The organism is Mycobacterium adipatum (assembly GCF_001644575.1).
GTDB classification, from domain to species: Bacteria; Actinomycetota; Actinomycetes; order Mycobacteriales; family Mycobacteriaceae; genus Mycobacterium; species Mycobacterium adipatum.
The window spans coordinates 2,931,281-2,955,340 of record NZ_CP015596.1 but is presented as its reverse complement, the minus strand read 5'-3'; the positions used below and the strand labels follow the sequence as shown (position 1 = coordinate 2,955,340).

General features: G+C 67.9%; 18 protein-coding genes. 7 read left to right on the top strand and 11 right to left on the bottom strand.

Features of this window, described 5'->3' with window-relative positions:
• The first annotated feature begins 288 nt into the window (after window positions 1-288).
• A complete protein-coding gene (locus tag A7U43_RS14010; RefSeq protein ID WP_231963311.1) occupies window positions 289-1,560 on the top strand; it encodes an adenylate/guanylate cyclase domain-containing protein in 1,272 nt (423 codons plus the stop codon).
• Here A7U43_RS14010 and A7U43_RS14005 read toward each other — a convergent pair.
• The 7 genes from A7U43_RS14005 to A7U43_RS13975 form a co-directional block, all read right to left on the bottom strand.
• Entirely contained in the window at window positions 1,535-2,038 is a 504-nt protein-coding gene (locus A7U43_RS14005) for a Dps family protein (protein ID WP_067996171.1), read from the bottom strand. The genes A7U43_RS14010 and A7U43_RS14005 overlap by 26 nt on opposite strands.
• 39 nt (window positions 2,039-2,077) lie before the next feature.
• A complete protein-coding gene (locus tag A7U43_RS14000) occupies window positions 2,078-3,928 on the bottom strand; it encodes a DUF2339 domain-containing protein (RefSeq protein ID WP_067996168.1) in 1,851 nt (616 codons plus the stop codon).
• Between the two features lie 66 nt (window positions 3,929-3,994).
• On the bottom strand, window positions 3,995-4,645 hold the full coding sequence (locus A7U43_RS13995; RefSeq protein WP_068002698.1) for a LuxR C-terminal-related transcriptional regulator: 651 nt from the start codon (window positions 4,643-4,645) through the stop codon (window positions 3,995-3,997).
• Between the two features lie 20 nt (window positions 4,646-4,665).
• The gene (macS, locus tag A7U43_RS13990) at window positions 4,666-5,808 is read right to left on the bottom strand and encodes a MacS family sensor histidine kinase (protein ID WP_067996167.1); all 1,143 of its coding nucleotides are present in this window, start codon (window positions 5,806-5,808) and stop codon (window positions 4,666-4,668) included.
• 2 nt (window positions 5,809-5,810) lie between these two features.
• Window positions 5,811-6,563, bottom strand: a complete 753-nt coding sequence (locus tag A7U43_RS13985; protein WP_068002695.1) for an amino acid ABC transporter ATP-binding protein — start codon at window positions 6,561-6,563, stop codon at window positions 5,811-5,813.
• A gap of 32 nt (window positions 6,564-6,595) precedes the next feature.
• A complete protein-coding gene (locus tag A7U43_RS13980) occupies window positions 6,596-7,522 on the bottom strand; it encodes an amino acid ABC transporter permease (RefSeq protein ID WP_067996164.1) in 927 nt (308 codons plus the stop codon).
• A gap of 15 nt (window positions 7,523-7,537) precedes the next feature.
• A complete protein-coding gene (locus tag A7U43_RS13975; protein WP_156526120.1) occupies window positions 7,538-8,401 on the bottom strand; it encodes an ABC transporter substrate-binding protein in 864 nt (287 codons plus the stop codon).
• A gap of 355 nt (window positions 8,402-8,756) precedes the next feature.
• Here A7U43_RS13975 and A7U43_RS13970 point away from each other — a divergent pair, with 355 nt between their 5' ends.
• The 6 genes from A7U43_RS13970 to A7U43_RS13945 all read left to right on the top strand — a co-directional run bounded on the left by A7U43_RS13970 (window position 8,757) and on the right by A7U43_RS13945 (window position 15,631).
• On the top strand, window positions 8,757-9,395 hold the full coding sequence (locus A7U43_RS13970; RefSeq protein WP_082902136.1) for an HdeD family acid-resistance protein: 639 nt from the start codon (window positions 8,757-8,759) through the stop codon (window positions 9,393-9,395).
• 101 nt (window positions 9,396-9,496) lie between these two features.
• Window positions 9,497-10,945 carry a cytochrome ubiquinol oxidase subunit I gene (locus A7U43_RS13965; RefSeq protein ID WP_067996152.1) on the top strand — a complete coding sequence of 483 codons (1,449 nt, stop codon included), beginning with the start codon at window positions 9,497-9,499 and terminating at the stop codon, window positions 10,943-10,945.
• Between the two features lie 10 nt (window positions 10,946-10,955).
• The gene (cydB, locus tag A7U43_RS13960) at window positions 10,956-11,996 is read left to right on the top strand and encodes a cytochrome d ubiquinol oxidase subunit II (RefSeq protein ID WP_067996149.1); all 1,041 of its coding nucleotides are present in this window, start codon (window positions 10,956-10,958) and stop codon (window positions 11,994-11,996) included.
• Between the two features lie 83 nt (window positions 11,997-12,079).
• Window positions 12,080-13,681, top strand: a complete 1,602-nt coding sequence (gene cydD / locus A7U43_RS13955) for a thiol reductant ABC exporter subunit CydD (RefSeq protein ID WP_068002692.1) — start codon at window positions 12,080-12,082, stop codon at window positions 13,679-13,681.
• Window positions 13,668-15,182 carry an ATP-binding cassette domain-containing protein gene (locus A7U43_RS13950; RefSeq protein WP_067996146.1) on the top strand — a complete coding sequence of 505 codons (1,515 nt, stop codon included), beginning with the start codon at window positions 13,668-13,670 and terminating at the stop codon, window positions 15,180-15,182. The genes cydD and A7U43_RS13950 overlap by 14 nt, the downstream gene beginning before the upstream one ends.
• Before the next feature lie 11 nt (window positions 15,183-15,193).
• Complete coding sequence (locus A7U43_RS13945; protein ID WP_067996143.1) at window positions 15,194-15,631, top strand: DUF4190 domain-containing protein; 438 nt, start codon at window positions 15,194-15,196, stop codon at window positions 15,629-15,631.
• Here the strand turns inward: A7U43_RS13945 and A7U43_RS13940 are convergent.
• The 4 genes from A7U43_RS13940 to gltB are packed head-to-tail and all read right to left on the bottom strand — an operon-like array spanning window position 15,628 to window position 24,022.
• Complete coding sequence (locus A7U43_RS13940; protein WP_067996140.1) at window positions 15,628-16,506, bottom strand: acyl-CoA thioesterase II; 879 nt, start codon at window positions 16,504-16,506, stop codon at window positions 15,628-15,630. The genes A7U43_RS13945 and A7U43_RS13940 overlap by 4 nt on opposite strands.
• A gap of 30 nt (window positions 16,507-16,536) precedes the next feature.
• A complete protein-coding gene (gene pyk, locus A7U43_RS13935) occupies window positions 16,537-17,955 on the bottom strand; it encodes a pyruvate kinase (RefSeq protein WP_067996137.1) in 1,419 nt (472 codons plus the stop codon).
• 27 nt (window positions 17,956-17,982) lie between these two features.
• On the bottom strand, window positions 17,983-19,485 hold the full coding sequence (locus tag A7U43_RS13930) for a glutamate synthase subunit beta (RefSeq protein WP_067996134.1): 1,503 nt from the start codon (window positions 19,483-19,485) through the stop codon (window positions 17,983-17,985).
• Window positions 19,478-24,022 (bottom strand): glutamate synthase large subunit, encoded by a 4,545-nt coding sequence (gene gltB / locus A7U43_RS13925; protein ID WP_067996130.1) that lies wholly within the window; start codon window positions 24,020-24,022, stop codon window positions 19,478-19,480. Before gltB ends, A7U43_RS13930 begins: the two co-directional genes overlap by 8 nt.
• Window positions 24,023-24,060: the final 38 nt, after the last annotated feature.

The window sequence follows — 24,060 nt, the reverse complement described above, 5'->3', positions numbered from 1 at the left end:
GGCAAAGAAAACCCGGAACAAGATCGAGATCGGCCCGAGACTGTCTTGTGACATGAGTCACAGCAGTTTGCTGGCGGGAGCACCGATTTCGCGTCGGCGGCTCAAGATCACGACACGCCGGGGTTTCGGTTAGCGAATATTGACGCAAACGTTAGCTAATATGCGCACCTGTCCCCCGATCGGTGGACATGACACATCCGTCAATTTCTGGACAAGGACTGCCCGTCGCGCGCGCAGATCCGCCAAATCGGGACCTTCGTCACCGCAGCCCGGGAGTACGCTCCGATGGTGGCTGACACGGGGCCTCGCGGGTGCCTGCCCGACCTTCCAGAGGGCCGTCGGGACTACTCGGACGCGGCCAGTCGGCGGCGCGCGACGCTGACGATCAGCACCCGGATTGCGGCCGGAATCGTCGGTATCTACGGCATCGCCGAGCTCATCTTGATACCCGGGGTACCGCATATCGGGCTGGTAAACCTCGCCAGCGCAGCGGTTTTCATGGCCACCCCGCTGCTCTATCGGTTCGGCGCTTTGGTCGCGGCGACGGCATTCGTCATCGCCGCGTACGCCTTCACCGTCTATGTCTGCGCCCAACTGGGAACCGACAGCGGATTACAGTTCTACTTCTTCGTGGGCGCGGCACTGATCATCCTCGTGATAGGCAGCGACCACATCGTGATCGCGTCCCTGCTCGCCGTGGCCGGCGCGGTGCTCGCCGTGGCGCTGGAGTGGCTGGTTCCGCGCAACACCGGAGTGTATTCGGAGTCCGCGATGCGGATCAGCTTCGGTGTCACGGTGGCGGCAGCAAGCCTGATGATGATCATCGTGGTGGGCTCCGCCATGCGCCGGATCGAACAGGCCGAGAGTGCGCTACAGCGCGAATTCGCCAAGTCCGAGGCGCTGCTCGCCAACATCCTCCCCGAGAGCATCGCCACCCGGCTGAAAGACCGCGATGACTCGATCATCGCCGACGGGTACGCCGACGCGTCGATCCTGTTCGCCGATATCGCCGGGTACACCCAGCGGGCCAGCGATACCGACCCGGCTGACCTGGTGTTGTTCCTCAATCAGCTCTATACCGACTTCGACCGGCTGGTCGACCGGCACGGCCTGGAGAAGATCAAGACCAGCGGCGACTCCTACATGGTGGTCAGCGGCGTGCCCCAGCCGCGGGCCGACCACCTCGAGTCCCTGGCCTGCCTCGCCCTGGACATGGCGCACGCCGTTGCGGGCCTGCACGATCAACGGGGCCGAGAGGTGCCGCTGCGGATCGGCATCGCGGCCGGGCCGGTGGTGGCCGGCGTCGTCGGCTCACGCAAGTTCTTCTACGACGTCTGGGGTGATGCGGTCAATCTGGCGTCCCGGATGGAGAGCACCGACGTGGAGGGCCGCATTCAGGTCCCCCAGGACGTCTACGAGCGCATCAACGACAGTTATCTGTTCGAGGAGCGCGGCGAGGTGGAGGTGAAGGGCAAGGGCCCGATGCGCACCTGGTACCTCATCGGTCGGCGCCCGGCCGCGCGGACCGCCGCCGTCAGACCTTGTGGTTCTCCGAACTGATCAGCCAGGCCAGCTTCTCCAAGCCGTCGATCAGCTGGTGCAGGATGTCGGCGGTGGTGGGATCCTCGGCGTCGACGGTGTCGTGCACCCCACGCAGCGTGTCGACGGCCGCGTAGATCCGCGCGGAGATCAGCTCCACCACCTCGGCGGTGCTGTGCTCGTACGGCGGGAACGCGGGCAGCGTGGTTTCGGCCGCCACGGTATCGGTCCGCCCGTCCGCGGGGGCCTGCAGCGCACGCATCCGCTCCGCGATGGTGTCGCTGCCCTCCCGCGCGAAGTCCACCAGTTCGTCGAGCTGCAGATGAAGGTCCCGGAAGTTGGTCCCCACCACGTTCCAATGCGCCTGCTTGCCCTGCAGGTGCAGTTCAATCATGTCGACGAGTACCTGCTGCAGACTCGCGCTCAGTTCCGGCGAGGCCTGGAACCCCCGGATATCGGTATCGGTACGACGCTTGCCCGCGGTGATTGATGTGGTCATGCTCAGTCCAACCACGACTTTTCTGGAATCATTCCAGAATTATGGCTCGTTTCGCTGCTGATCCTGCTGGGTGAGCAGCCGCGCGTAACCCGCGCCCATACCCAGCAGCACCAGCCCGACGACAATGAACACCGCGACCCGGAAGATGCCGTCCAGCGTGCCGAGGTCGAAAAGGAACAGTTTGGCCACCGCCGCGGCCACCAGCGCCATTCCGCCGCCGATCGGCACCGAGCGGTCCGCCCGATCCAGCTTCGTGGCATATCCGAAAAGCCCGGCCGCCAACACGATCCAGGAGATGGTCGCGGTCATGTGCCCGGCCAGGAATCCGCCACCGGTACCCCCGATCAGCACCCCTGCGGTCACCGTGAAGACCGTCACGGCATAGGCGATCACCACCGCCGCGATCGCTATCAGCACCCGGCCGGTATCGGCATCGCGGCGCCGCGCCAGCGACCAGGTCTGAGCCAGCGCATACAGGGTCAGCAGCACACTGGACACCAGCACCGAGACGGCCTCGGGAACCGGCATCACCGTCGCCGTGCTCAGCGTCTCCGGGCCCGCCAACGCCAGAAAGTACAGGCCGCCGACGGCGCCGAAGCCCAGCGCCGCGCACTGGGCGGCCGCACTGTGTCGTCCGGCGACCGCCACCACCACCGCCAGCGCGAGCAGCACCGGCCCGGCCACCTCACCGTCGAAGGCGACGCCGACGGCCACCAGAGCCGCGACTGCCGAAAGCGCCGACCACACCTGCCGCACCGCCGGTGTCATCCCCGGCCACTTCTCGCCGAGCAGCACGACCGCCAGCACCGCGCCGGCCACGGCCGCGATGATGAGCGCGGCCGGCATCCGGTCCACCGCTGCCGAGACCCCGAGGACGGGCAGCACGCCCGCCGCCGCCAGCAGCGCCATAGCGGTGCGGTGCCCGCTGTGCGGCAACAGGATCAGCGCCGAACCGATGGCCAGCAACGCAGCGATCGCGGCGGCCGCGGCCAGCCACAGATGCTGCCCGGAGCCGAAGGCGGCACCGACGAGTGCGAGCAGCACCGAGCCGCTGCCCGCGGCAGTACGCGCGGCATACATCCAGGTCCAGTCGCGGCCCACCTGCACCGGAAGGGTCGCCGCCGAGAGCGCCAGCATGAATCCGATGAGCAGCAGTGTCAGATCGCCGACCACCACCGGCGCCAGCACCGTCAGCGGCACCAGCACCAGCAGGGCAAGGTGCTCGGAATCCCAGCGGCGGGCCAGGGTCAGGCCGCCGCCGGCGATCCCCGCCGAGATCACCAGGCCGGCCGCCGCGGGCAGCCACTGATAGATGGTCGTCACCGCGATGACATCGATATAGGCACCGCCGATACCGGTGGCGGCCAACGCGATCGCCCCGAGCCTGCCATCGGGGCGGGCGTAGAGCGCAAGGGCGCCCGCGATCAAACCGCCGGCGAGCACCGCGCCGGCGGCGACCCGCACCGGCGGCGCAAGCAGACCGGCCTGCGCGGCCAGTACCACCAGCAGCACCACACCGATCAGCGTCACCGCCACACCGGCGGCGGCCAGGGCCTTGCCGATCCAGTTCTGCGAGCCGGCTTTCGGCGCCTCGGCGCCCGCGGCACCGGAGGCACCGGCGGTCGCCGGCACCGCAGCCCGGGGCGCCGGCGCCTGCTGCTGATACGGCGGGTACGGCGGGTACTGGACCTGGGGGTATTGCGAGTAGTACTGCTGATACTGCGCGTACGTCCACGGAGCCGGCGGGGCGGCGGGCTGCGCGGACACCGGGGTGCTCTCGCCCAGCGTCGCGGCCAACTGGGTCAATTCGGCCGAGGCACGCGTCAACTGCTGCGATATCGCCACGAAGTCGGCGGACAGCCGCGCGAGCACCTGCTGAGGTTCGGTCATGCCTGACATCGTCGCCCATGGCGGGCCCGGAACGGATGAGTAGGACTACTCCGGTTGGGCGTCGGTCTAGGTATCGGAGTCCCGGTCCAGCCCGTGTTCGATCGCGTAGCGGGTCGCCTCCACCCGGTTGGCGACCTGCAACTTGCGGAAGGTGGCCTGCACGTGGTTCTCCACGGTGCGATGACTCAGCGAGAGCCGTGCGGCGATCTGCTTGGCGGTGAGCCCCTTCGCCACGTGGCGCAGGATCTCGGTCTCCCGGTCGGTCAGACTGGGCACCGGCGCCCCGGCGGGGACGGCGTCGGGTTGTTGGGCGATGCGCCGGTACTCCCCCAGCACCAGTCCGGCAAGCCCCGGCGTGAAAACCGCACGCCCGGCCGCCGTCGCCCGAACTGCTTCGCCCAGTTCGATTTTCGACGCACTCTTGACCAGGTATCCCGTCGCACCCGCCTTCACCGCCTCCAGCACGTCGGCGCGCTCGTCCGATGCCGAGAGCACCAGGATGCGCGACGACGGTGACACCGCCAGAACCTCGATGGTGGCCTGTGCGCCGGTCCCGTCTGCCAGCTGCATGTCCATCACCACCACGCCCGGCTGCACCACCTCGGCCCGCCGGCGTGCGGATGCGACGCCATCCGCGGTGGCCACCACCTCGAATCCGGCCTCGGCGAGATCGCGCGCCACCGCGTCACGCCAAATGGGATGGTCGTCGACCACCATCACGGTCACCGTCGCGGCGTTCACCGCCGGCCCGCCGCTCTCGGCACCGTGAACTCCCACTCGGTGCCGCCCCCGGCCGGAGTGGTCAGTTCCGCTCGCCCGCCCAGCGCCGCCAGCCGCCCCCTGATCGATTTGCTCACACCCACCCGCCCCTCAACGACCGCTGCCTCCAGTCTGCCCGCCGGGATCCCCGGCCCGTCGTCGCGGATGCTGACCACCACTTCGCTGCCGAGATCCTCCAGCAAGACGTAAGCGCGCGCCTCGGGCCCGGCATGCCGTTCGACATTGGTGAGGGCGTTGACGACCGCGGCCTCGAGCTCGGCGGCCACCAACGGATCGAGATACACCGCGGCGGCCGGCACGCTCACCGATACCCGGTCGCTGGCATGGCGGCGCAACATCGAACCGAGATCGCCGTCTGCGTCCGCCATCCCCTGCGGTTCGATATCGACAGCGCTGAGCAGTCGGCGCAGCGCACGTTCCTGCTCACTGGCCGACTGCGCCAATTGTGCTGTCTCGCCACCTATTTCGCGTCCACGGCGGGCCACCATCGCCAGCACCTGCAACACGCCGTCGTGCACGTGCCGGGCCAGTCGCTCCCGCTCGGCCAGCGCCGCGGCAAGCCGCGCCGCCTTTTCCACCTCGGCGTGGGCACGCCGCGCCGTGGTCGCGGCCATACCGATCGCGAGGCCCACGCTGAGCTCGATCAGGATGGTCGGGCTGCGCACCAGGTCGACCGCGATCGCGCCCTTGAGCGCCGCGGCGGTGGCCATCACCGCCAAGCCCATACCCATGCCGGCCACCGGGCCGGCCAGGATGGCCGCCGACACCACCGCGTTGGTCGCCCACAGCGTGGTCGGCAGCGATTGGTTGGCCTGCACCCAGGGCTCCGGTGCCACGACCACCGTGGCAGCCATCAGCGCGATCACCACGACGGCCTCGGCGATCACCCACCCCCGGCGCCGCCCGAAGCCCCGCAGGTAGGCGATCCCGCATGCCACCGACCACCCGGTCAGGACGCCGAAGAGCACCCAGCCCAGCACCGGCCGGTCCAACTCGGCGTTCTTGGAAACCTGGAAGTACAGAGCGTAGGTCCAACTGAGTAGCCGGAACACCTGGGCGGCCCGCCACAGGGGTGCCGCCGGGTCCACCGACTCGGCCATGCCTACATGACCTTGGACAGAAAGGCCTTCGTCCGCTCGTGCTGCGGGTTGCTCATGATCTCGCCGGGATCGCCGCGTTCGACGACGACGCCGCCGTCCATGAAGACCAGCTCGTCGGCGACCTCCCGCGCGAACCCCATCTCATGGGTCACGACCACCATCGTCATACCCTCGGCGGCAAGCTTTTTCATCACCGCCAGGACCTCTCCGACCAACTCCGGATCCAATGCCGAGGTGGGCTCGTCGAAGAGCATCAGCTTGGGGCTCATGGCCAGCGCCCGCGCGATCGCCACCCGCTGCTGCTGGCCGCCGGACAACTGCGCCGGATATGCGGTGGCCTTGTCGGCCAGTCCCACCTGATCGAGCAGGTCCATCGCCCGCTCGGTCACCTGCTTCTTGTTCAGCCGCTTCACCTGGGTGGGGGCCTCCACCACATTGCCCAGCGCGGTCCGGTGCGGGAACAGATTGAAGTGCTGAAACACCATGCCCACATCGCGTCGCTGCTTGGCGACCTCGCGGGGCTTCATCTCGTAGAGCTTGCCGCCGCGCTCGTTGTAGCCGACCAGGGCCCCGTCCACATAGAGCCGGCCGGCACTGACCGTCTCCAGGTGATTGATACAACGCAGAAAGGTGGATTTGCCGGAGCCCGAGGGCCCGACGAGCACCAGCACCTGCCCCTTCTGCACCTCCAGTGTGATGCCCTTGAGCACCTTGAGTGCGCCGAAGTCCTTGCAGACCAGTTCGGCCTTCACCATCGGGTGAGCGGCCGCGGTGGCGGAAGATTCGGTCACGGCAAGGTACCCATCTGCGCCTTGGCCAGCGCCTCAAGTTGCTTGGAGGTCAGCTTGCGCGACGCCCCGCGGGAGAAGTAGCGCTCCAGGTAGTACTGGCCGACCATCAGGACGCTGGTGATCGCCAGGTACCAGGTCGCCGCCACCAGGAGCAGCGGAACCGGTTCGAAGATGCGGGCGGCGATCTCACGGGTGGCGATCCCGTAGACATCCAGCGCGTAGGGCACCGCGGTGACCAGCGAGGTCGTCTTGAGCAGGCTGATCAATTCGTTGCCGGTCGGCGGAATGATGACCCGCATCGCCTGCGGCAGCACGGTGCGGCGCATCGCCAGGCCCCACGACATGCCCAGTGCCGTCGAGGCTTCCAGCTGCCCCTCGGGCACCGACATGATGCCGGCGCGGACGATCTCTGCCATATAGGCCGCCTCGTTGAGCGCCAGGCCGATGACCGCCAGCGCGAACGGGAACGACAAGCTCTGCAGATCGAATTGGAAGAACGTCGGACCGAACGGCACGCCCAACTGGATCTTCTGGTAGATCGTCGGCATCAGACCCCAGAACACCAGCTGCACGTACACCGGGGTGCCGCGGAAGATCCAGAGGAAGACCCACGCGACCGCACTGAGCACCGGATTCGACGACAGCCGCATCACGGTGAGAATCACCCCGAGTACAACACCGATGACCATCGAGTACACGGTCAATTGCAGGGTGTTGAACACACCGAGCAGGATCCGCTCGTTGAACAGATATTTGGCGAACGTGGACCACCCGTAGGCCGGGTTGGTCGCGGCTCCGTAGAGAAAGAGGGCGACCACCACGATGATGACGGTCGCCGCCACCCACCTCCAGGGATGGCGCAGCGGGACCGCGTCAATGGCCTCCGGCGGGCTGGACGGTGGCGGCGAACCGGCATCAGTCATGGGTGTCGGATTCTCTTAGGAGACCGCGCCGTTGATCACCGGCTTGTCGATCATGCCCTCTTCCAGGCCCCAGTTCGCCGCGATCTCCTTGTACTTTCCGGACTCGATCAGGTGCTCCAGTGCCTGCAGCAGGGACTGCGCCAGCGGGGAGCCTTTCTCCACCGGCCAGCCGTAGGGCGCGGAATCGAAGGTCTCACCGGCCTGCTCGAGCTTGCCGTTGGTCTGCTTGATCGCGTACAGCGTGACCGGCGAGTCCGCCGACATCGCATCCGCCTGCCCCAGCACGACGGCGTTGGTGGCCGCATCCTGGCTGTCGAACGGAACGATCTCGATCGCGGGTTGCCCGGCGTCGGTGCATTTCTTGCTCCGCGCGGGCAGCTCGTCGGTCTCCTGCACAGTGGTCGCCTGCACTGCGACCTTCTTGCCGCAGGCATTCTCCGGGTCGATGGAGCCACCCGTCGGCTGCGCCCACAGCGTGCCCGCGGAGAAGTAGGTGACGAAGTCGACCTGCTGCTCGCGTTCCTTGCTGTCGGTGAAGGACGACATGCCGACGTTGAAGGTGCCGCCTTGGATGGAGGGGATGATCTTCGAGAAATCGGACTCGCGGTACTCGGGGGTCAGCCCGAGCGTGCCGGCGACGGCGTTCATCAGGTCCACGTCGAACCCGACGATCTTGCCCGACTCATCCTTGAACTCATTGGGCGCGTACGGAATGTTCACGCCGACGATCAGCTTGCCCGAAGCCTTGATGGCCTCCGGCACGGTGTTCGCGATCGCCTCCACCTTGTCGGCCGGGGCGGCCGCGGTCGGCGACTCTTCGCCGCCACTGGGCTCCGAGCTCGAACAGCCGGACAGCGCCAGCGCGCCGGACGCGACCATGACGGCAGCGACGCGCCAGAACTTGGTCCGGTCCTGGATTCCACCAAACACGGTATCCCTCTACTTTCTTTTATGAGTTGTCACAGTGTCGTCTGTCGACATCTCCAGCCAAGGACGTTAACCACCGATGGCCCGACGCGCAGCGCCGGTAACGGAACAGTAGTGGAGCCGTAACGTCGAAGCAGGAGAACGCCGCAGTCCTCATCAAATTGCAGTCCGTCCGGGGCGCCTTTCCGGCCTGCGGAATCAGCACCTCGCGCCGGGACATGGCTACTGTCGCGGGCGGTTTCGGGCCACCGCCGGGGCGTTCCCGGCCCAGGGGGCTGATGAGGATTTCAGACCGGCCGACCCCATCCTGTGCGACACTCACCCCATGCAAACCGCCGCTCCCCCAACCTTGTTGCCACAACTGTGGAAAGCGACCCTGGTCTCGGGCGTGCTGGCCGTCGGCCTCGGTGTCGCCGTGGTCGCCTGGCCGGGCATCTCCATCCTGGTGGCCGCCATCTTCTTCGGGGCCTACCTGCTGGTCACCGGGATCGCTCAGGTGGTGTTCGCGTTCAGCCTGCACGTGTCGGCCGGTGGCCGGGTGCTGCTGTTCATCAGCGGTGCCGCATCGGTGATCCTGGCGGTGCTGTCGTTCCGGCACCTCTTCGACGCCGTGCTGCTGCTGGCCATCTGGATCGGTATCGGATTCATCTTCCGTGGCGTCGCAACGGCGGTGTCGGCGATCAGCGACCCGACGCTGCCCGGGCGTGGTTGGAACATTTTCGTCGGTGTGATCAGCCTGGTTGCCGGCATCGTGGTGCTGGGCTCGCCATTCGAGTCGATCGGGACACTGGCCCTGGTCACCGGCATCTGGCTCATCGTCATCGGAGTCGTGGAGGTCGTCACCGCGTTCGGTATCCGGTCCGCGTCCAAGAAACTCGCGCCCACCACGCCCGCGGCACCGCCGGCCGAACCCCCGGCCCCCGCGGTGTCCGCGCCGACCAGCTGAGTTATCCGCGCCACGATCGCTGGGCACGGGAGAAAGAGGTCTACTACACTTTGTCGTAGTCGAGCGACGAGGCTCGACCCGCAGCCGAGAAGTTGGTGCACATGGAAGCGCTCGACGTCGCACGGTGGCAGTTCGGCATCACCACCGTCTACCACTTCATCTTCGTACCGCTCACGATCGGCCTGGCACCCCTGATCGCCGTGTTCCAGACGATGTGGGTCATCACCGACAACACCGCCTGGTATCGGTTGACCCGGTTCTTCGGCAAGCTGTTCCTGATCAACTTCGCACTCGGGGTCGCGACCGGCATCGTCCAGGAATTCCAGTTCGGGATGAACTGGAGCGAATACTCCCGATTCGTCGGCGATGTCTTCGGCGCTCCGTTGGCCATGGAGGGCCTGGTCGCTTTCTTCTTCGAGTCGACCTTCCTGGGCCTGTGGATCTTCGGCTGGACCCGACTTCCCAAGCTGGTCCATCTGGCGTGCATCTGGATCGTCGCCCTCGCCGTCAACGCCTCGGCGTTCTTCATCATCGCCGCGAACTCCTTCATGCAGCACCCGGTCGGTGCGCGCTACAACCCGGAGACCGGTCGCGCCGAACTGACCAGCATCGTCGACCTGTTCACCAACAACACTGCGCTGGCGGCCTTTCCGCACGCGGTGGCCGGCGCCTTCCTGGTGGCCGGGACATTCGTCGCGGGAATCTGCGCATGGTGGATGGTTCGCGACCCCGACAGTCCCGATGCCCGCAGCATGCACCGCCCGGCCGTCATCCTGGGCTGCCTCGTCGCTTTCGCCTCCGCGGCGGCGTTGACCTTCACCGGCGACGTGCAGGGCAAGCTGATGTTCCAGCAGCAGCCCATGAAGATGGCCTCCGCCGAGTCCTTGTGCCACACCGAGGTCGACCCCAACTTCTCCGTCCTCACCGTCGGTACACACAACAACTGCGACAGCGTCACCCACCTCATCGAGGTGCCCTACGTATTGCCGTTCCTGGCCGAGGGCAAGTTCAGCGGCGTCGAACTGCAGGGCGTTCAGGATCTACAGGCCGCGTATGAGCAGAAGTTCGGCCCGGGCGACTACCGTCCGAACCTGTTCGTCACCTACTGGTCATTCCGCGCGATGATCGGATTTTTAGCGATACCAATGCTTTTCGCCGTGACCGCGTTGTGGCTCACCCGCGGCGGCCGGATACCCCGACAACGCTGGTTCGCGATGTTCGCGCTGGCGACGTTGCCGACGCCGTTCCTGGCCAACAGTGCCGGCTGGGTGTTCACCGAGATGGGCCGCCAGCCCTGGGTGGTCGCGCCCAACCCGACCGGCGATCCGGTGCTACGACTGACCGTCTCCCAAGGTGTCTCGCACCACTCGACGGGCATGGTGGTGACCTCGCTGATCATCTTCACCGCCATCTATGCGGTGCTGGCGGTGATCTGGTTCTGGCTCATCCGGCGCTATGTCGTGGAGGGTCCGCTCGAGCACGACACCGAACCGATCCCACCGAGCCCACCCGGCGAGGACGAAGTCGCCCCGCTCTCGTTCGCGTATTAGGAGGCGCACCATGAATCTTCAGATCTTCTGGTTCGTCACGCTGGCCGTACTGTTCGTGGGTTTCCTGGTACTGGAGGGTTTCGACTTCGGCGTCGGGATGCTGATGGCGGTCTTCGGCAGGACGGCCACCGGCGATCCCGAGAAACACCGGCGTGCGGTGCTCAACACCATCGGCCCGGTCTGGGACGGTAACGAGGTGTGGCTGATCACCGCCGGCGGCGCGATGTTCGCCGCGTTCCCCGCCATGTACGCCACCTTGTTCTCTGGCCTGTACTTACCCCTGCTGGCCATCCTTTTCGCGATGATCGTCCGGATCTGCGCCATCGAGTGGCGCGGCAAGGTCGACGATCCGACCTGGCGGCGCCGAGCCGATATCGCGATCGCGGTCGGGTCGTGGGTGCCGGCGGTGCTCTGGGGGTTGACGTTCGCCGCACTGCTGCGCGGTCTGCCGGTGGACGCCGACCAGCAGGTCGCGCTGGGCTGGACAGATGTGCTCAATCCGTACACAGTCCTCGGCGGATTGTCGACCTGCGGACTGTTCCTGCTGCACGGCGCGGTGTTCGTGACACTGAAAACCGAAGGCGCAGTGCGTTCCGACGCGCGCAGGTACTCGCGTCGGCTGGCGCTCCCGGTGACCGCGGTGCTGCTCGTCTTCGGGCTGTGGACGCAACTGGCATACGGCACGCACTGGACCTGGCTGGTCCTCGGATTCGCGGTGGTGTGCCAGCTGAGCGTGGTGATGCTGGTGTACACCGACGGCGGTGACGGCCTGGCATTCAGCTCCACCACCGCCGTGGTCATCGCCGTGGTCGTACTGATCTTCGGCTGCCTGTACCCCAATCTCATCCCGTCCACGCTGGACCCGGCGTGGAGCCTGACCATCTACAACGCCTCGTCCTCGGCATACACGCTCAAGATCATGACCTGGGCTGCGGTTCTGGTCACCCCGCTGGTTCTCGTCTACCAAGGCTGGACCTACTGGGTTTTCCGGCAACGGATCTCGGCCGAACGGATACCGGACCCCACGGGCCTCTCCCCGCGCATACCGTGACGCCCGAGCGACATTCCCCGTCGCTGCGCTCGCCCGAGCGACCTTCCCCGTCGCAGCGCTCGCCCATGCACCGAGGCCCCGCGATGCGCCGCTACCTCACGGCAGCGGTTCTGTCCGGTGCCGTGATCGCCGCCACGACGGTGGCCGGTGCCTGCGTGCTGGCTCGGGTGGCCGCCGGGATCATCACCGACCCGGCCACCCGCACCCTCGGCTACTGGGCCACCGATCTGGCGATTCTCGGCGGCATCTGGGTAGTGCGAGTGGCCGCGCAACGCCTGCAGGCCGGCCTGAGCCAGCGCGCCGCCACCGCGATGATCGGTGAACTCTCCGCCCAGGTGCTGCGGTCGGTGACCACGCGGCCCCCGCAACGGCTGGACGAGGTGCGCGACGAGGCCACCGTGGTGGTGACCCGCGGACTGGACGGGTTGCGACCCTATTTCACCGGCTATCTGCCCGCGGTCATCCTGGCCGGAATCCTCACCCCGGCCACGGTTGTGGTGCTCGCCGTGACCGATCTTCAGGCTGCTGCGGTGGTCGCGGTCGCGCTGCCGCTCATCCCGCTGTTCATGGTGCTCATCGGACGGTTGACCGCCGAACGATCCGCCGCGGCACTGAACGCCATGACCACCCTGCAGTCCCGGTTGCTCGATCTGGTCGCCGGGATACCGACCCTGCGTGCGCTCGGCCGCGCCACCGGTCCCGCGCATCGCATCTCGGAACTGAGTGCCGCGCATCGGCGCTCGGCGATGCAGACACTGCGCATCGCCTTCCTCTCGGCGGCCGTCCTCGAGCTGATCGCCACCCTGGGTGTCGCGTTGGTCGCGGTCAACGTCGGGCTGCGGTTGGTGTTCGGCGAGATGACGCTCGTCGCGGCATTGACCGCGCTGCTGCTGGCCCCGGAGGTGTTCTGGCCGTTGCGCCGGGTCGGCGTGCAGTTCCACGCCGCCCAGGACGGCAAGGCCGCCGCGGACGCCGCGATGGCGCTGATCGATGCCGAACCTCGGCACCCGGCCGGAACGCGACCGCCGGCCGCGGCGCACATCGAGATCCGGCTGGCGGAGTTGACCGTGGCCGGACGGGACGGCCCGGCTCCGGATGCGTTGAGTGCCACCATCTCCCCGGGCCGGGTCACCGTGCTCACCGGCCCCAACGGGGCCGGCAAAAGCACCGCCGTGGCGGCCGTGCTGGGACTGACCCAACCGACCTCGGGACGGGTGTTGATCGACGGCGTCGACATCGCCGATATCGACGTGGCCCAGTGGTGGCGGCGGATCGCCTGGTTGCCGCAGCGCCCGGCGCTGATCCCGGGCTCGGTACGCAGCAATCTGGAGCTGTACGGTCCGCTGTCCGATCTCGACGCGGCGTGTCGCGCCGCAGCCTTCGACGAGGTGCTGGCCACCCTGCCCGGAGGGCTCGACGAGGTCATCGGACGCGGCGGCACGGGCCTGTCGTTGGGGCAACGTCAACGCCTCGGTCTGGCACGCGCGCTGGGCTCCGAGGCGCCGGTCCTGCTGCTCGACGAGCCGACCGCCCACCTCGACAGCGATTCCGAAGCGCGGGTGCTCGAAGCGATCTCGGCTCGCGCCCGGGACGGAGCCACCGTGATGGTGATCGGGCACCGCGCACCGGTGCTTTCCATCGGCGACGATATCGTGCGACTGGGCGGTGCCCATGTCTGCCCGTGAGGTGTGGGGACTGCTGCAGCCCCGCATCCCCCGCCTGTTGTTGGCGGTACTGTTCGGCACCCTGGCCCTCGGCAGCGCCCTGGCTTTGGCCACCGTCGCGGCCTGGCTGATCACCCGGGCCTGGCAGATGCCGCCGGTGCTCGACCTCACGGTGGCCGTCGTGGCCGTCCGGGCCCTCGGCATATCTCGCGGGGTGTTCAGCTACTGCGAACGACTTGCCATCCACGACACCGCATTGCGTGCCGCGGGCAACACCCGTGTCGGCCTGTACCGCAAGCTGGTGGAGGTGCCTGCCGAGACCGCCCTGCGGCTGCACAGCGGTGACCTGGTGGCCAGGGTCGGCGCGGCCGTCGACGATCTCGCCGACGTGCTGGTACGCGCCGTCCTGCCGATGTGCGTGGCCGCAGTGCTGTCCACCGCGGCGGTCGCCATCATCGCGCCGATCTCGGCCGGGGCGGCCCTGATTCTCGCCGCCTGTCTGGTGGGGTCCGGCGTGATCGCGCCCTACCTGGCGGGCCGGGCCGCCGTCGCCACCGAGGCGCTGGCGGCCCGCCACCACAGCGCCCGCGACACCGCGACCCTGCTCGCACTGGAACACGCGGCCGAGTTGCGCGTCGCGGGCCGACTGGACCAGGTGATCGCCGAGTCCGAACGGGAACACCGTGAACTCGGGCAGGCACAGGACCGGGCGGCGATCCCGGCTGCATCCGCCGGTGCGATATCGACGGCGGCGGTGGGGATTTCGGTACTTGGCGCGGTGATCGCCGGCATCATGATCTCCGGTCACACCAGCCCGACGTCGCTGGCCATCCTGATGCTGGTGCCGCTCTCGGCGTTCGAGGCGACCGCCGCGCTGCCGGGGGCGGCGGCCCAGTTGGTGCGCTCACGGATCGCCGCGCAGCGGCTCGCCGACCTGACCACGCCGGCACCGTCGACCCGACGACGTCCCGGCACCGAGCCGGTGCGGCTGACCCCCGGCGACCGTTTGGCCGTCCTCGGGCCGAGCGGGTGCGGTAAGACCACCACGCTGATGGCGATCGCCGCCGACCACCCCGAGAACCCGCTCACCGCAGCGTTCTTCGCCGAGGATGCGCATCTGTTCGACACCACGGTGCGAGACAACCTACTGGTGGGCCGCGGCGACGCCACCGACGATCAGTTGACGGCGGCACTGCACGACGTCGGGCTGGGTGACTGGCTGGCCGGTCTACCCGACGGGCTGACGACGATGCTGCGCGGCGGGGCGGCCGCCGTGTCGGCCGGGCAACGCCGCCGTCTGCTGCTGGCCCGGGCGCTCATCTCCGACTTCCCCATCCTGCTCCTCGACGAACCGACCGAGCATCTCGACGCCGCCGACAGCGATCGCCTGCTCGTCGAGCTGCTCACCCCGGGAAGCCTGATCGCCGCCGACCGGACCGTCGTCGTGGCCACTCATCACCTACCCGCCGGCCTGGATTGCCGCACGATCCGGCTCGGATCGGACCGGGGCCCGGCCCGGTAGTCTGCTGATCCATGAGTGTCCCCGGGCCGTACCCCGCGCCGCCGCACGCGCCCTATCCGGGATATCCGCCGCCGATCGGGTCCCGCAACGAGCTGGGTAGCTGGGCGCTGGTGCTCGCCACGCTGGCGCTGCTGTTCTCGTGGAGCATCGTCGGCGGCATCGTCGGCGGACTGATCGCGGTCACACTCGGGATCACCGGGCGCAGCCGGGCGGCGCGCGGGGAAGCGGACAACGGCCCCATCGCCAACGCGGGGATCGGTTTGGGCGCACTGGCCGTCATCGTCGGATTGGCGTTCGTTCCGATCTGGATCGGCTTCTTCACCGAGGCCGGAATGGGTGACTACGTGCGGTGCATGGATCGCGCCGGGACCGACCGGACCGCACAGCTCCAGTGCGAGAGCACCTTCCGCGAGCGCGTCGAACGGGATTACGGCCTCTCGGGCGGCTAGCGTCCCGGAAAGTGCTTGACGATCCCTTCCTGCATCACCGTCGCCAGCGCCTCACCACGCTCGTTGAAGAAATGCCCGCCGCCCAGCCCGCGGGAATCCGCGGCCACCGGCGACGAGGTCGCGTACAGCACCCACTCGTCGAACCGGATCGGCCGGTGAAACCACACCGAATGGTTCATCGTGACCGCGAAGATCCGGTCGAAACCCCAGGACAGACCGTGTGTGGTGATGATCGAATCCAGCACCGTGGTGTCCGAAGCGTAGACCATCGCCGCGGCGTGCAGCACCGGATCGTCGGGCATCGGCCCGTCGGCGGTCAGCCAGACCCGATTGTGGTCGAGTTGTCCGCCCTTGTCGCGCATCACCCAGGCGGGGTCGTTGGTGTAACGCCACTGGATGGGCCGCAACGCGCTGACGAAATGCGGCACCGTCTCCTCGTAGCCCACCAGCAGTTCATCGATGGTGGGCAGCCCATGCGGAGCGGGCACCTCGGGCGCGGCGATGTTGTGCTCCAACCCGCGGCCACCGGCCAGGTGCGAGACCAGCGCCGTGCCGAGCAGCGCGCCATCCTGGGTGACGTCGACCCGCCGGTTGGCGAAACGCCGTTCGTCGCGCAACCGGAACACCTGGAAATCAAGGTCTTTCGCGGGATCACCGCCGGCGATGAAATGCATCGACAACGCGCTCGGTGGCAGATTCTCGGGCACCGTGCGGCTCGCCGCGACGAAAGCCTGCGCCATCATCTGCCCACCGAACGTGCGCACCGGGTTGCGGCTCGGATGCGTTCCGGTGAACGCATCCGAGCCGGCACCGGAGGATCCGACCGGGGTGAGATCGAGCACCGTGAGCAATTCGGCCAGATGCTCGGCTGACAACGTTGCCTCCTGGGCCGGAGCCCGGTCTCGTTAGTGGTCGTCCTCCCCGATCCGGTGTACGTGGATCAGGTTGGTCGAGCCTACTGTGCCCGGCGGTGCGCCTGCGACGATGACCACCAGATCCCCGCGCTTGTAGCGGCCCAGATCCAGCAGCGACTGGTCCACCTGCCGGATCATGCCGTCGGTGGTGTCGATGTGCGGGACGATGAAGGTCTCGGTCCCCCAGGTCAGGGCCAGCTGGCTGCGCACCTCGGGCAGCGCGGTGAACGCCAGCAGGGGCAGCGGGGTGTGCAGCCGGGCCAACCGGCGCACGGTGTCACCGGATTGGGTGAACGCCACCAGCGCCTTGGCCTCCAACCGCTCGCCGATATCGCGGGCCGCGTAGGAGATGACGCCGCGCTTGGTGCGCGGCACGTGGGTCAACGGCGGGGCCTCGGTGGAGTTCCCCTCGACCGCCGACAGGATGCGCCCCATGGTCCGCACGGCCTCCAGCGCGAACTTGCCCACCGAGGTCTCACCGGAGAGCATGACCGCGTCGGCGCCGTCGAGCACGGCGTTGGCCACATCGGAGGCCTCCGCTCGGGTCGGCCGGGAGTTCTCGATCATCGACTCGAGCATCTGGGTGGCGACGATCACCGGCTTGGCGTTCTCCCGCGCCATCTGGATGGCGCGCTTCTGCACCAGCGGCACCTCTTCGAGCGGCAACTCGACGCCGAGGTCGCCGCGCGCCACCATGATGGCGTCGAAGGCCAGCACGATCGCCTCGAGATTCTCGATCGCTTCCGGCTTCTCCATCTTGGCGATCACCGGGACACGGCGACCCACCCGGTCCATGACCTCGTGGACCAGCTCCACGTCGGCGGGTGAACGCACGAACGACAAGGCGACGAGGTCGACACCGAGCCGCAGCGCGAATTCCAGATCCTCGATGTCCTTCTCCGAAAGCGCGGGAGCAGAGACGTTCATCCCGGGCAGTGACATGCCCTTGTTGTTGCTGACCTTGCCACCCTCGGTGACGGTGCACACCACGTCGTCACCGTCGATGTGTTCGACGACGAGCCCGACGTTGCCGTCGTCGACGAGGACCCGGTCGCCGGGTTTGGCGTCCTTGGCCAGCCGCTTATAGGTGGTGCTCACCCGGTCGTGGGTGCCGGCGACGTCCTCGACCGTGATCCGGACCGTCTCGCCGTTCTGCCACACCGTCGGACCGTCGGCGAACCGCCCCAGCCGGATCTTGGGCCCCTGCAGGTCGGCGAGGATGCCGACGGCACGGCCGGTGAAATCGGAGGCCTGGCGCACCCGTCGATACGATTCCTCGTGGTCGGGGTAGTCGCCGTGGCTGAAATTCAGTCGTGCCACGTCCATGCCGGCCTCGACCAGCGCACGCACCGATTCGTCCGTCGAGGTCGCCGGGCCGAGGGTACAGACGATTTTTCCGCGTCTATTCACGACTCCGAAGCTTAGCGGTTAATCGATTCAGATGACGGCCAGAGGTAGCGTGCCCGGCCGAACCGGAGCCGGCAGGTCCGAGTCCCCCATGAGGTAGGTGTCCACCGCGTGGGCGGCGCTGCGCCCCTCGGCGATCGCCCACACGATCAGCGACGCGCCACGGTGCGCGTCACCGCACACGAAGACACCGGGCTCCTCGGTCTGCCAGTCCGACCCGCAGGACAACGTTCCGCGACCGTTGAGCCGCAGCCCGAGACCGTCCAGCAGCGCCATCTCCTCGACGCCCTCGAACCCGATCGCCAGCAGGGCCAGATCGCAGGGCAGCTCGATGGGATCGCCGACCGGGGTGATGACGCGTCGGCCGTCGGCGTCGCGCTCGACCTTCACCTCCGCGATCTCCACCGCCCGCACATTGCCCTGGTCGTCGCCGAGGAACCGCTGCACAGCCACTTCGAAGTGCCGTGCCCCGCCCTCCGCGTGCGCCGGTGAGGTGCGCAGCAGCAGCGGCCAGGTGGGCCACGGGGAACGCTCGTCGTCGCGGGTCCCCGGCGGTTGCGGGTTGTAGTCCAGCTGGGTCACCGACACCGCGCCCTGCCGGTGCGCGGTGCCAAGGCAATCCGCACCGGTGTCGCCGCCGCCGATGATCACCACGTGCTTGCCCGCGGCGGTCAGCTCGGCGGGCCCGTCACCTTCGCATTCCTTGTTGGCCGGCACCAGATGTTCCATCGCCAGGTGCACACCACCCAGTTGGCGGCCCTCGACCCGGTTGTCCCGGCCGCGCAGCGCACCGACGGCCAGCACGATGGCATCGTGCTGGGCACGCAGCGCCTCGATGGAGAGGTCGACGCCGACCTCGCATTCGGTGACGAACCGGGTGCCCTCGGCCCGCATCTGCGACAGCCGCTGGTTCAGCGTGGCCTTCTCCAGCTTGTACTCCGGGATGCCATAGCGCATCAGCCCGCCGATGCGGTTGTCCCGCTCGTACACGGTGACGTGGTGGCCCGCGCGGGTGAGCTGCTGAGCGGCGGCCAGCCCGGCCGGCCCCGACCCCACCACGGCCACACTGCGCCCCGAGGCGATGGCGGCCGGCTGCGGTTCCACCGCCCCCGTCAGCCAGGCGTGGTCGACGATGGACTGTTCGATCCGTTTGATGGTGACACTGCCGCCGGTGGTCTCCTCGGCGATGGACAGCACGCAGGCCGCCTCGCACGGTGCGGGGCAGAGCCTGCCGGTGAACTCCGGGAAGTTGTTCGTCGCGTGCAGTCGGTCACTGGCGGCGTCCCAGCGCCCACGCCGAACCAGATCGTTCCACTCCGGGATCAGGTTGCCCAGCGGGCAGCCCGCGGTGCCGGAGTGACAGAACGGGATCCCGCAGTCCATGCAGCGGCGCGCCTGCTGGGACACCTCGCCGGCTCTCTCGGCGGCGTCCTGGCTCTCGTACACCTCCCGCCAGTCGCCGACACGCTCGTCGACCGGCCGCTTCGGCGCTTCCCGTTTGCGAACCCTGAGAAATCCGTTCGGATCAGCCACGGCTGGCCTCCATGATCGCGGTATCCACGTCGCGCCCTTCGGCTTTCGCCATCCGGGTGGCACGCAGCACCCGTTCGTAGTCGGTCGGCATGATCTTGGTGAACTGCGCGCTGCGGCGCGGCCAGTCCGCCAGGAGGGACTCCGCCACCGTGCTGCCGGTGACCTGCGCGTGCCGTGCCACCACGTCGTGCAGCCAGCTGAGATCCTCGGGATCGAGCCGCTGCAGATCCACCATCTCGGTGTTGACCTTCGCCGGATCCAGGCCCAGCACGAAGGCGATACCACCGGACATCCCGGCCGCCATGTTTCGTCCGGTGTCGCCGAGCACCACCACGCGCCCACCGGTCATGTACTCGCAGGCGTGGTCACCGCAGCCCTCGACGACGGCCAGCGCGCCGGAGTTACGGGCGCAGAAGCGTTCGCCGACCCGCCCGCGGAGGAACACCTCACCGGCGGTGGCACCGAACAGCAGGGTGTTGCCCGCGATGACATTGTCTTCGGGCAGGAACAGCACATCCTCGGGCGGCCGAACGATCACGCGGCCACCCGAAAGGCCCTTGCCCACATAGTCGTTGGCGTCACCGATCAGGTCCAGGGTGACCCCCGGCGGCAGGAATGCGCCCAGCGACTGACCGGCCGAACCGGTCAGCGCGACGTGGATGGTGTCATCCGGCAGACCGGCGGCCCCGTAGCGCCGGGTGACCTCCGCGCCCAGCAGCGTCCCGACGGTGCGGTTGACGTTGCGTACCGGCAGTTCCAGCCGGACCGGATGAGCGTCTTCCAGGGCGCCCTCGGACAACGCCACCAGGGTCTGGTCCAGCGCCTGCGCCAGACCGTGATCCTGCTCGCGCAGGCGGCGGCGCTGGGTCAGCTCGGCACCGTGCGCATCGGTCGGCACCGCGAAGATTGGGCGCAGGTCGATCCCCTGACTCTTCCAGTGCGCGACACCTTCTGCGGTGTCGAGCACCTCGACCCGGCCGATCGCCTCATCGAGGCTGCGGAAGCCCAGTTCGGCGAGCATCTTGCGGATGTCCTCGGCGATGAAAGCGAAGAAGTTCTCCACGAACTCGGGTTTGCCGTTGAAGCGCGCCCGCAGCTCCGGATTCTGGGTGGCCACCCCGACCGGGCAGGTGTCGAGATGACAAACCCGCATCATGATGCAGCCCGCCACCACCAGCGGAGCGGTCGCGAAGCCGTACTCCTCGGCGCCCAGCAGGGCGGCGACCATGACATCTCGGGCAGTGCGCATACCGCCGTCGCACTGCACGGTGATGCGGTCACGCAATCCGTTGAGCACCAGGGTCTGCTGGGTGTCGGCCAGTCCGATCTCCCAGGGCGCACCGGCATGTTTGAGCGAGGTCAGCGGCGCCGCACCGGTGCCACCGTCATATCCGGAGATGAGCACGACATCGGCGTGCGCCTTGGAAACACCGGCGGCCACCGTGCCGACACCGACCGAGCTGACCAGTTTGACGTGGATACGGGCCTGGTCGTTGGCGTTCTTCAAGTCGTGGATCAACTGCGCGAGATCCTCGATCGAGTAGATGTCGTGGTGCGGCGGCGGCGAGATCAGGCCGACCCCCGGGGTGGAATGCCGGGTCTTGGCGATGTTGGGATACACCTTGTAACCCGGAAGCTGGCCACCCTCACCGGGTTTGGCGCCCTGCGCCATCTTGATCTGGATGTCGGTGGCGTTCACCAGGTAGTCACTGGTCACGCCGAACCGCCCCGACGCGACCTGTTTGACGGCGCTGCGCCGCTTGGGGTCATACAGCCGGTCGGCGTCCTCGCCGCCCTCCCCGGAGTTGGACCGCCCACCCAGATTGTTCATGGCTATCGCCATGGTCTCGTGCGCTTCGGCGGAGATCGACCCGTAGCTCATCGCACCGGTGTTGAACCGCGTGACGATCGCTTCCACCGATTCCACCTCGTCGAGTGGAACCGGTGGGCGCAGGCCGGTCTTGAAGCCGAACAGGCCGCGCAGCGCGCCGCCCTCCCTGGCGAGCCGGTTCACCTCCTCGGAGTACCGGGCGAAGACGTCCTGACGCCCGGTGCGCGTCGAATGCTGCAGCAGGAAAACGACTTCCGGGGTGAACAGGTGCAATTCACCATCCCGGCGGAACTGGTACTCCCCGCCCACCGACAGCCGGCGGTAGGCTCGCTCGGTGGGGTTCTCCGGGTAGGCCCGGCGGTGCCGGAATCGGACCTCCTTGGCCAGCACATCGAGTCCGACGCCACCGAGTTGCATCGGTGTGCCGGTGAAGTATTCGTCGATGACGGCGCGGTCCAGCCCGATCGCCTCGAAAGCCTGCGCGCCGGTGTACGAGGACACCGTCGAGATGCCCATCTTGCTCATCACTTTCATCACACCCTTGCCGAGTGCGGTGAGATAGTTGCGCACCGCGGTGGCCGGTTCGATACCGGTGAGCTCGCCCTCGCGGATCAGGTCCTCGATCGACTCGAAGGCCAGGTACGGGTTGACCGCGGCGGCACCGAAACCGATCAGCATCGCGATGTGGTGCACCTCGCGGGCGTCGCCGCTTTCCACCACCAGCGCGACGCTGGTGCGCTCCTTGGTGGCCACCAGATGGTGGTGCACCGCGGAAACGGCCAACAGGGACGGGATCGGCGCCCGGGTGTGATCGGAGTCGCGGTCGGAGATCACCAGGGTGCGAGCACCTTTCGCGATCGCTTCACAGGCGCGGATACGCAGCTCCTCCAGCGCCTCGGCCAACCCCTCACCGCCGCGCTCGACGTCATAGAGTGCGCGCAGGACGGCGGTGCGCAGACCGGGCTGCTCGCCGTCGTCGTTGATGTGCACGATCTTGTTGAGATCGTCGTTGTCGAGCACCGGCCAGCCGAGCCTGATCTGGCGACACGAGGCCGCGGTCGGCTCCAGGAGATTTTCTTCGGGGCCCATCACCCGGCTCATGGAGGTGACCACGGCCTCCCGGATGGCATCCAGCGGAGGGTTGGTGACCTGGGCGAACAGCTCGACGAAATAGTCGTAGAGCAACCGGGAACGTTGCGACATCACGGCGATCGGGGTATCGGTGCCCATCGAGCCCAACGGCTCGGCGCCGGAGGCCGCCATCGGGGTGAGCAGCACCCGCAGTTCTTCCTCGGTGTAGCCGAAGGCCACCTGCCTGCGCACCACCGATTCGTGATTGGGCTGCACGCGAGCGCGGTCCGGCAGGGTCTTGAGGTCGAGCAGCCCGGCGTGCAGCCATTCGCCGTAGGGGTGCGCCGCGGCGAGTTCGTCCTTGATCTCGTCATCGGAGACGATGCGTCCTGCCGCGGTGTCGATCAAGAACATCTTGCCGGGCTCCAGGCGGCCCTTGGCCACCACCTCGGAGCTGGGCACGTCGAGCACGCCGCTCTCGCTGGCCAGGATGATGCGGTTGTCGATCGTGCGCCACCAGCGGCCGGGCCGTAAACCGTTGCGGTCGAGTACCGCGCCGACCACGGTGCCGTCGGTGAAGGTGACACAGGCCGGGCCGTCCCACGGTTCCATCAGCGAGGCGTGGAACTGCCAGAACGCGCGGCGCGCGGGGTCCATGGTGGTGTTGTTCTCCCACGCCTCCGGGATCATCATCAGCACCGCGTGCGGCAGGCTGCGCCCACCCAGGTGCAACAGCTCGAGCACCTGATCGAAGGACGCCGAGTCCGAGCCGTCCTTGGGGCAGATCGGTGAGAGCCGGCTCAGCTCACCGGGGATGAGCCTGCTGGCGAGCTTGGCCTCGCGGGCGTGCATCCGGTTGCGGTTACCCCGCACCGTGTTGATCTCACCGTTGTGCGCGACGAACCGGAACGGGTGGGCCAGCGGCCAGGACGGAAAGGTATTGGTGGAGAACCGGCTGTGCACGATCGCGATGGCACTGCGGCAGCGCTCGTCGCGCAGATCCGGGAAGAACTGCGGCAGCTGCATCGTGGTGAGCATGCCCTTGTAGGCGATGGTCCGGCTGGACAGCGACGGGAAGTAGACCGCCTCCTGCTCGGCCCGCTTGCGCAGTGGGTACACCCGGCGGTCCAGGTCGATACCGCCGCAGCGGTCGGCGGCGGCGACGAACAGCTGCGCCATGTGCGGCATGCAGCTCACCGCGGTGGCCCCGACCTGGGCGCCGTCGGGATCGGTCGGGACCTCACGCCAGCCGAGCACCTCCAGCTTCTCCTGGGCCGCGATCTCCTCGATACGCGCACATTCCGCGGCCCTGGCGACGGGATCCTGTGGCAGGAAACAGATCCCGGCGGCGAAGGTGTTCGTGCCCTGGGCGTTCGGCTGCGGCAGATCGAAATCGACCACTTCGGCGAACAGTTCCACCGGCAGCTGGATGAGGATTCCGGCACCGTCACCGCTGTTGGGCTCGGCACCCGCGGCACCGCGATGCTCCAGATGTTCCAGAGCGGTGAGTCCGTCCGAGACGATGCCGTGCGACCGGCGACCCCCGATGTCGGCGATCATGGCGACGCCGCACGAATCGGACTCGTTGTCCGGGTCGTACAGGCCTTGGGCCTTGGGAAGTGCCGAGAACAGCAAGCGAATCTACCTCCGCAGTCTCCGTACTGATAGGAGGG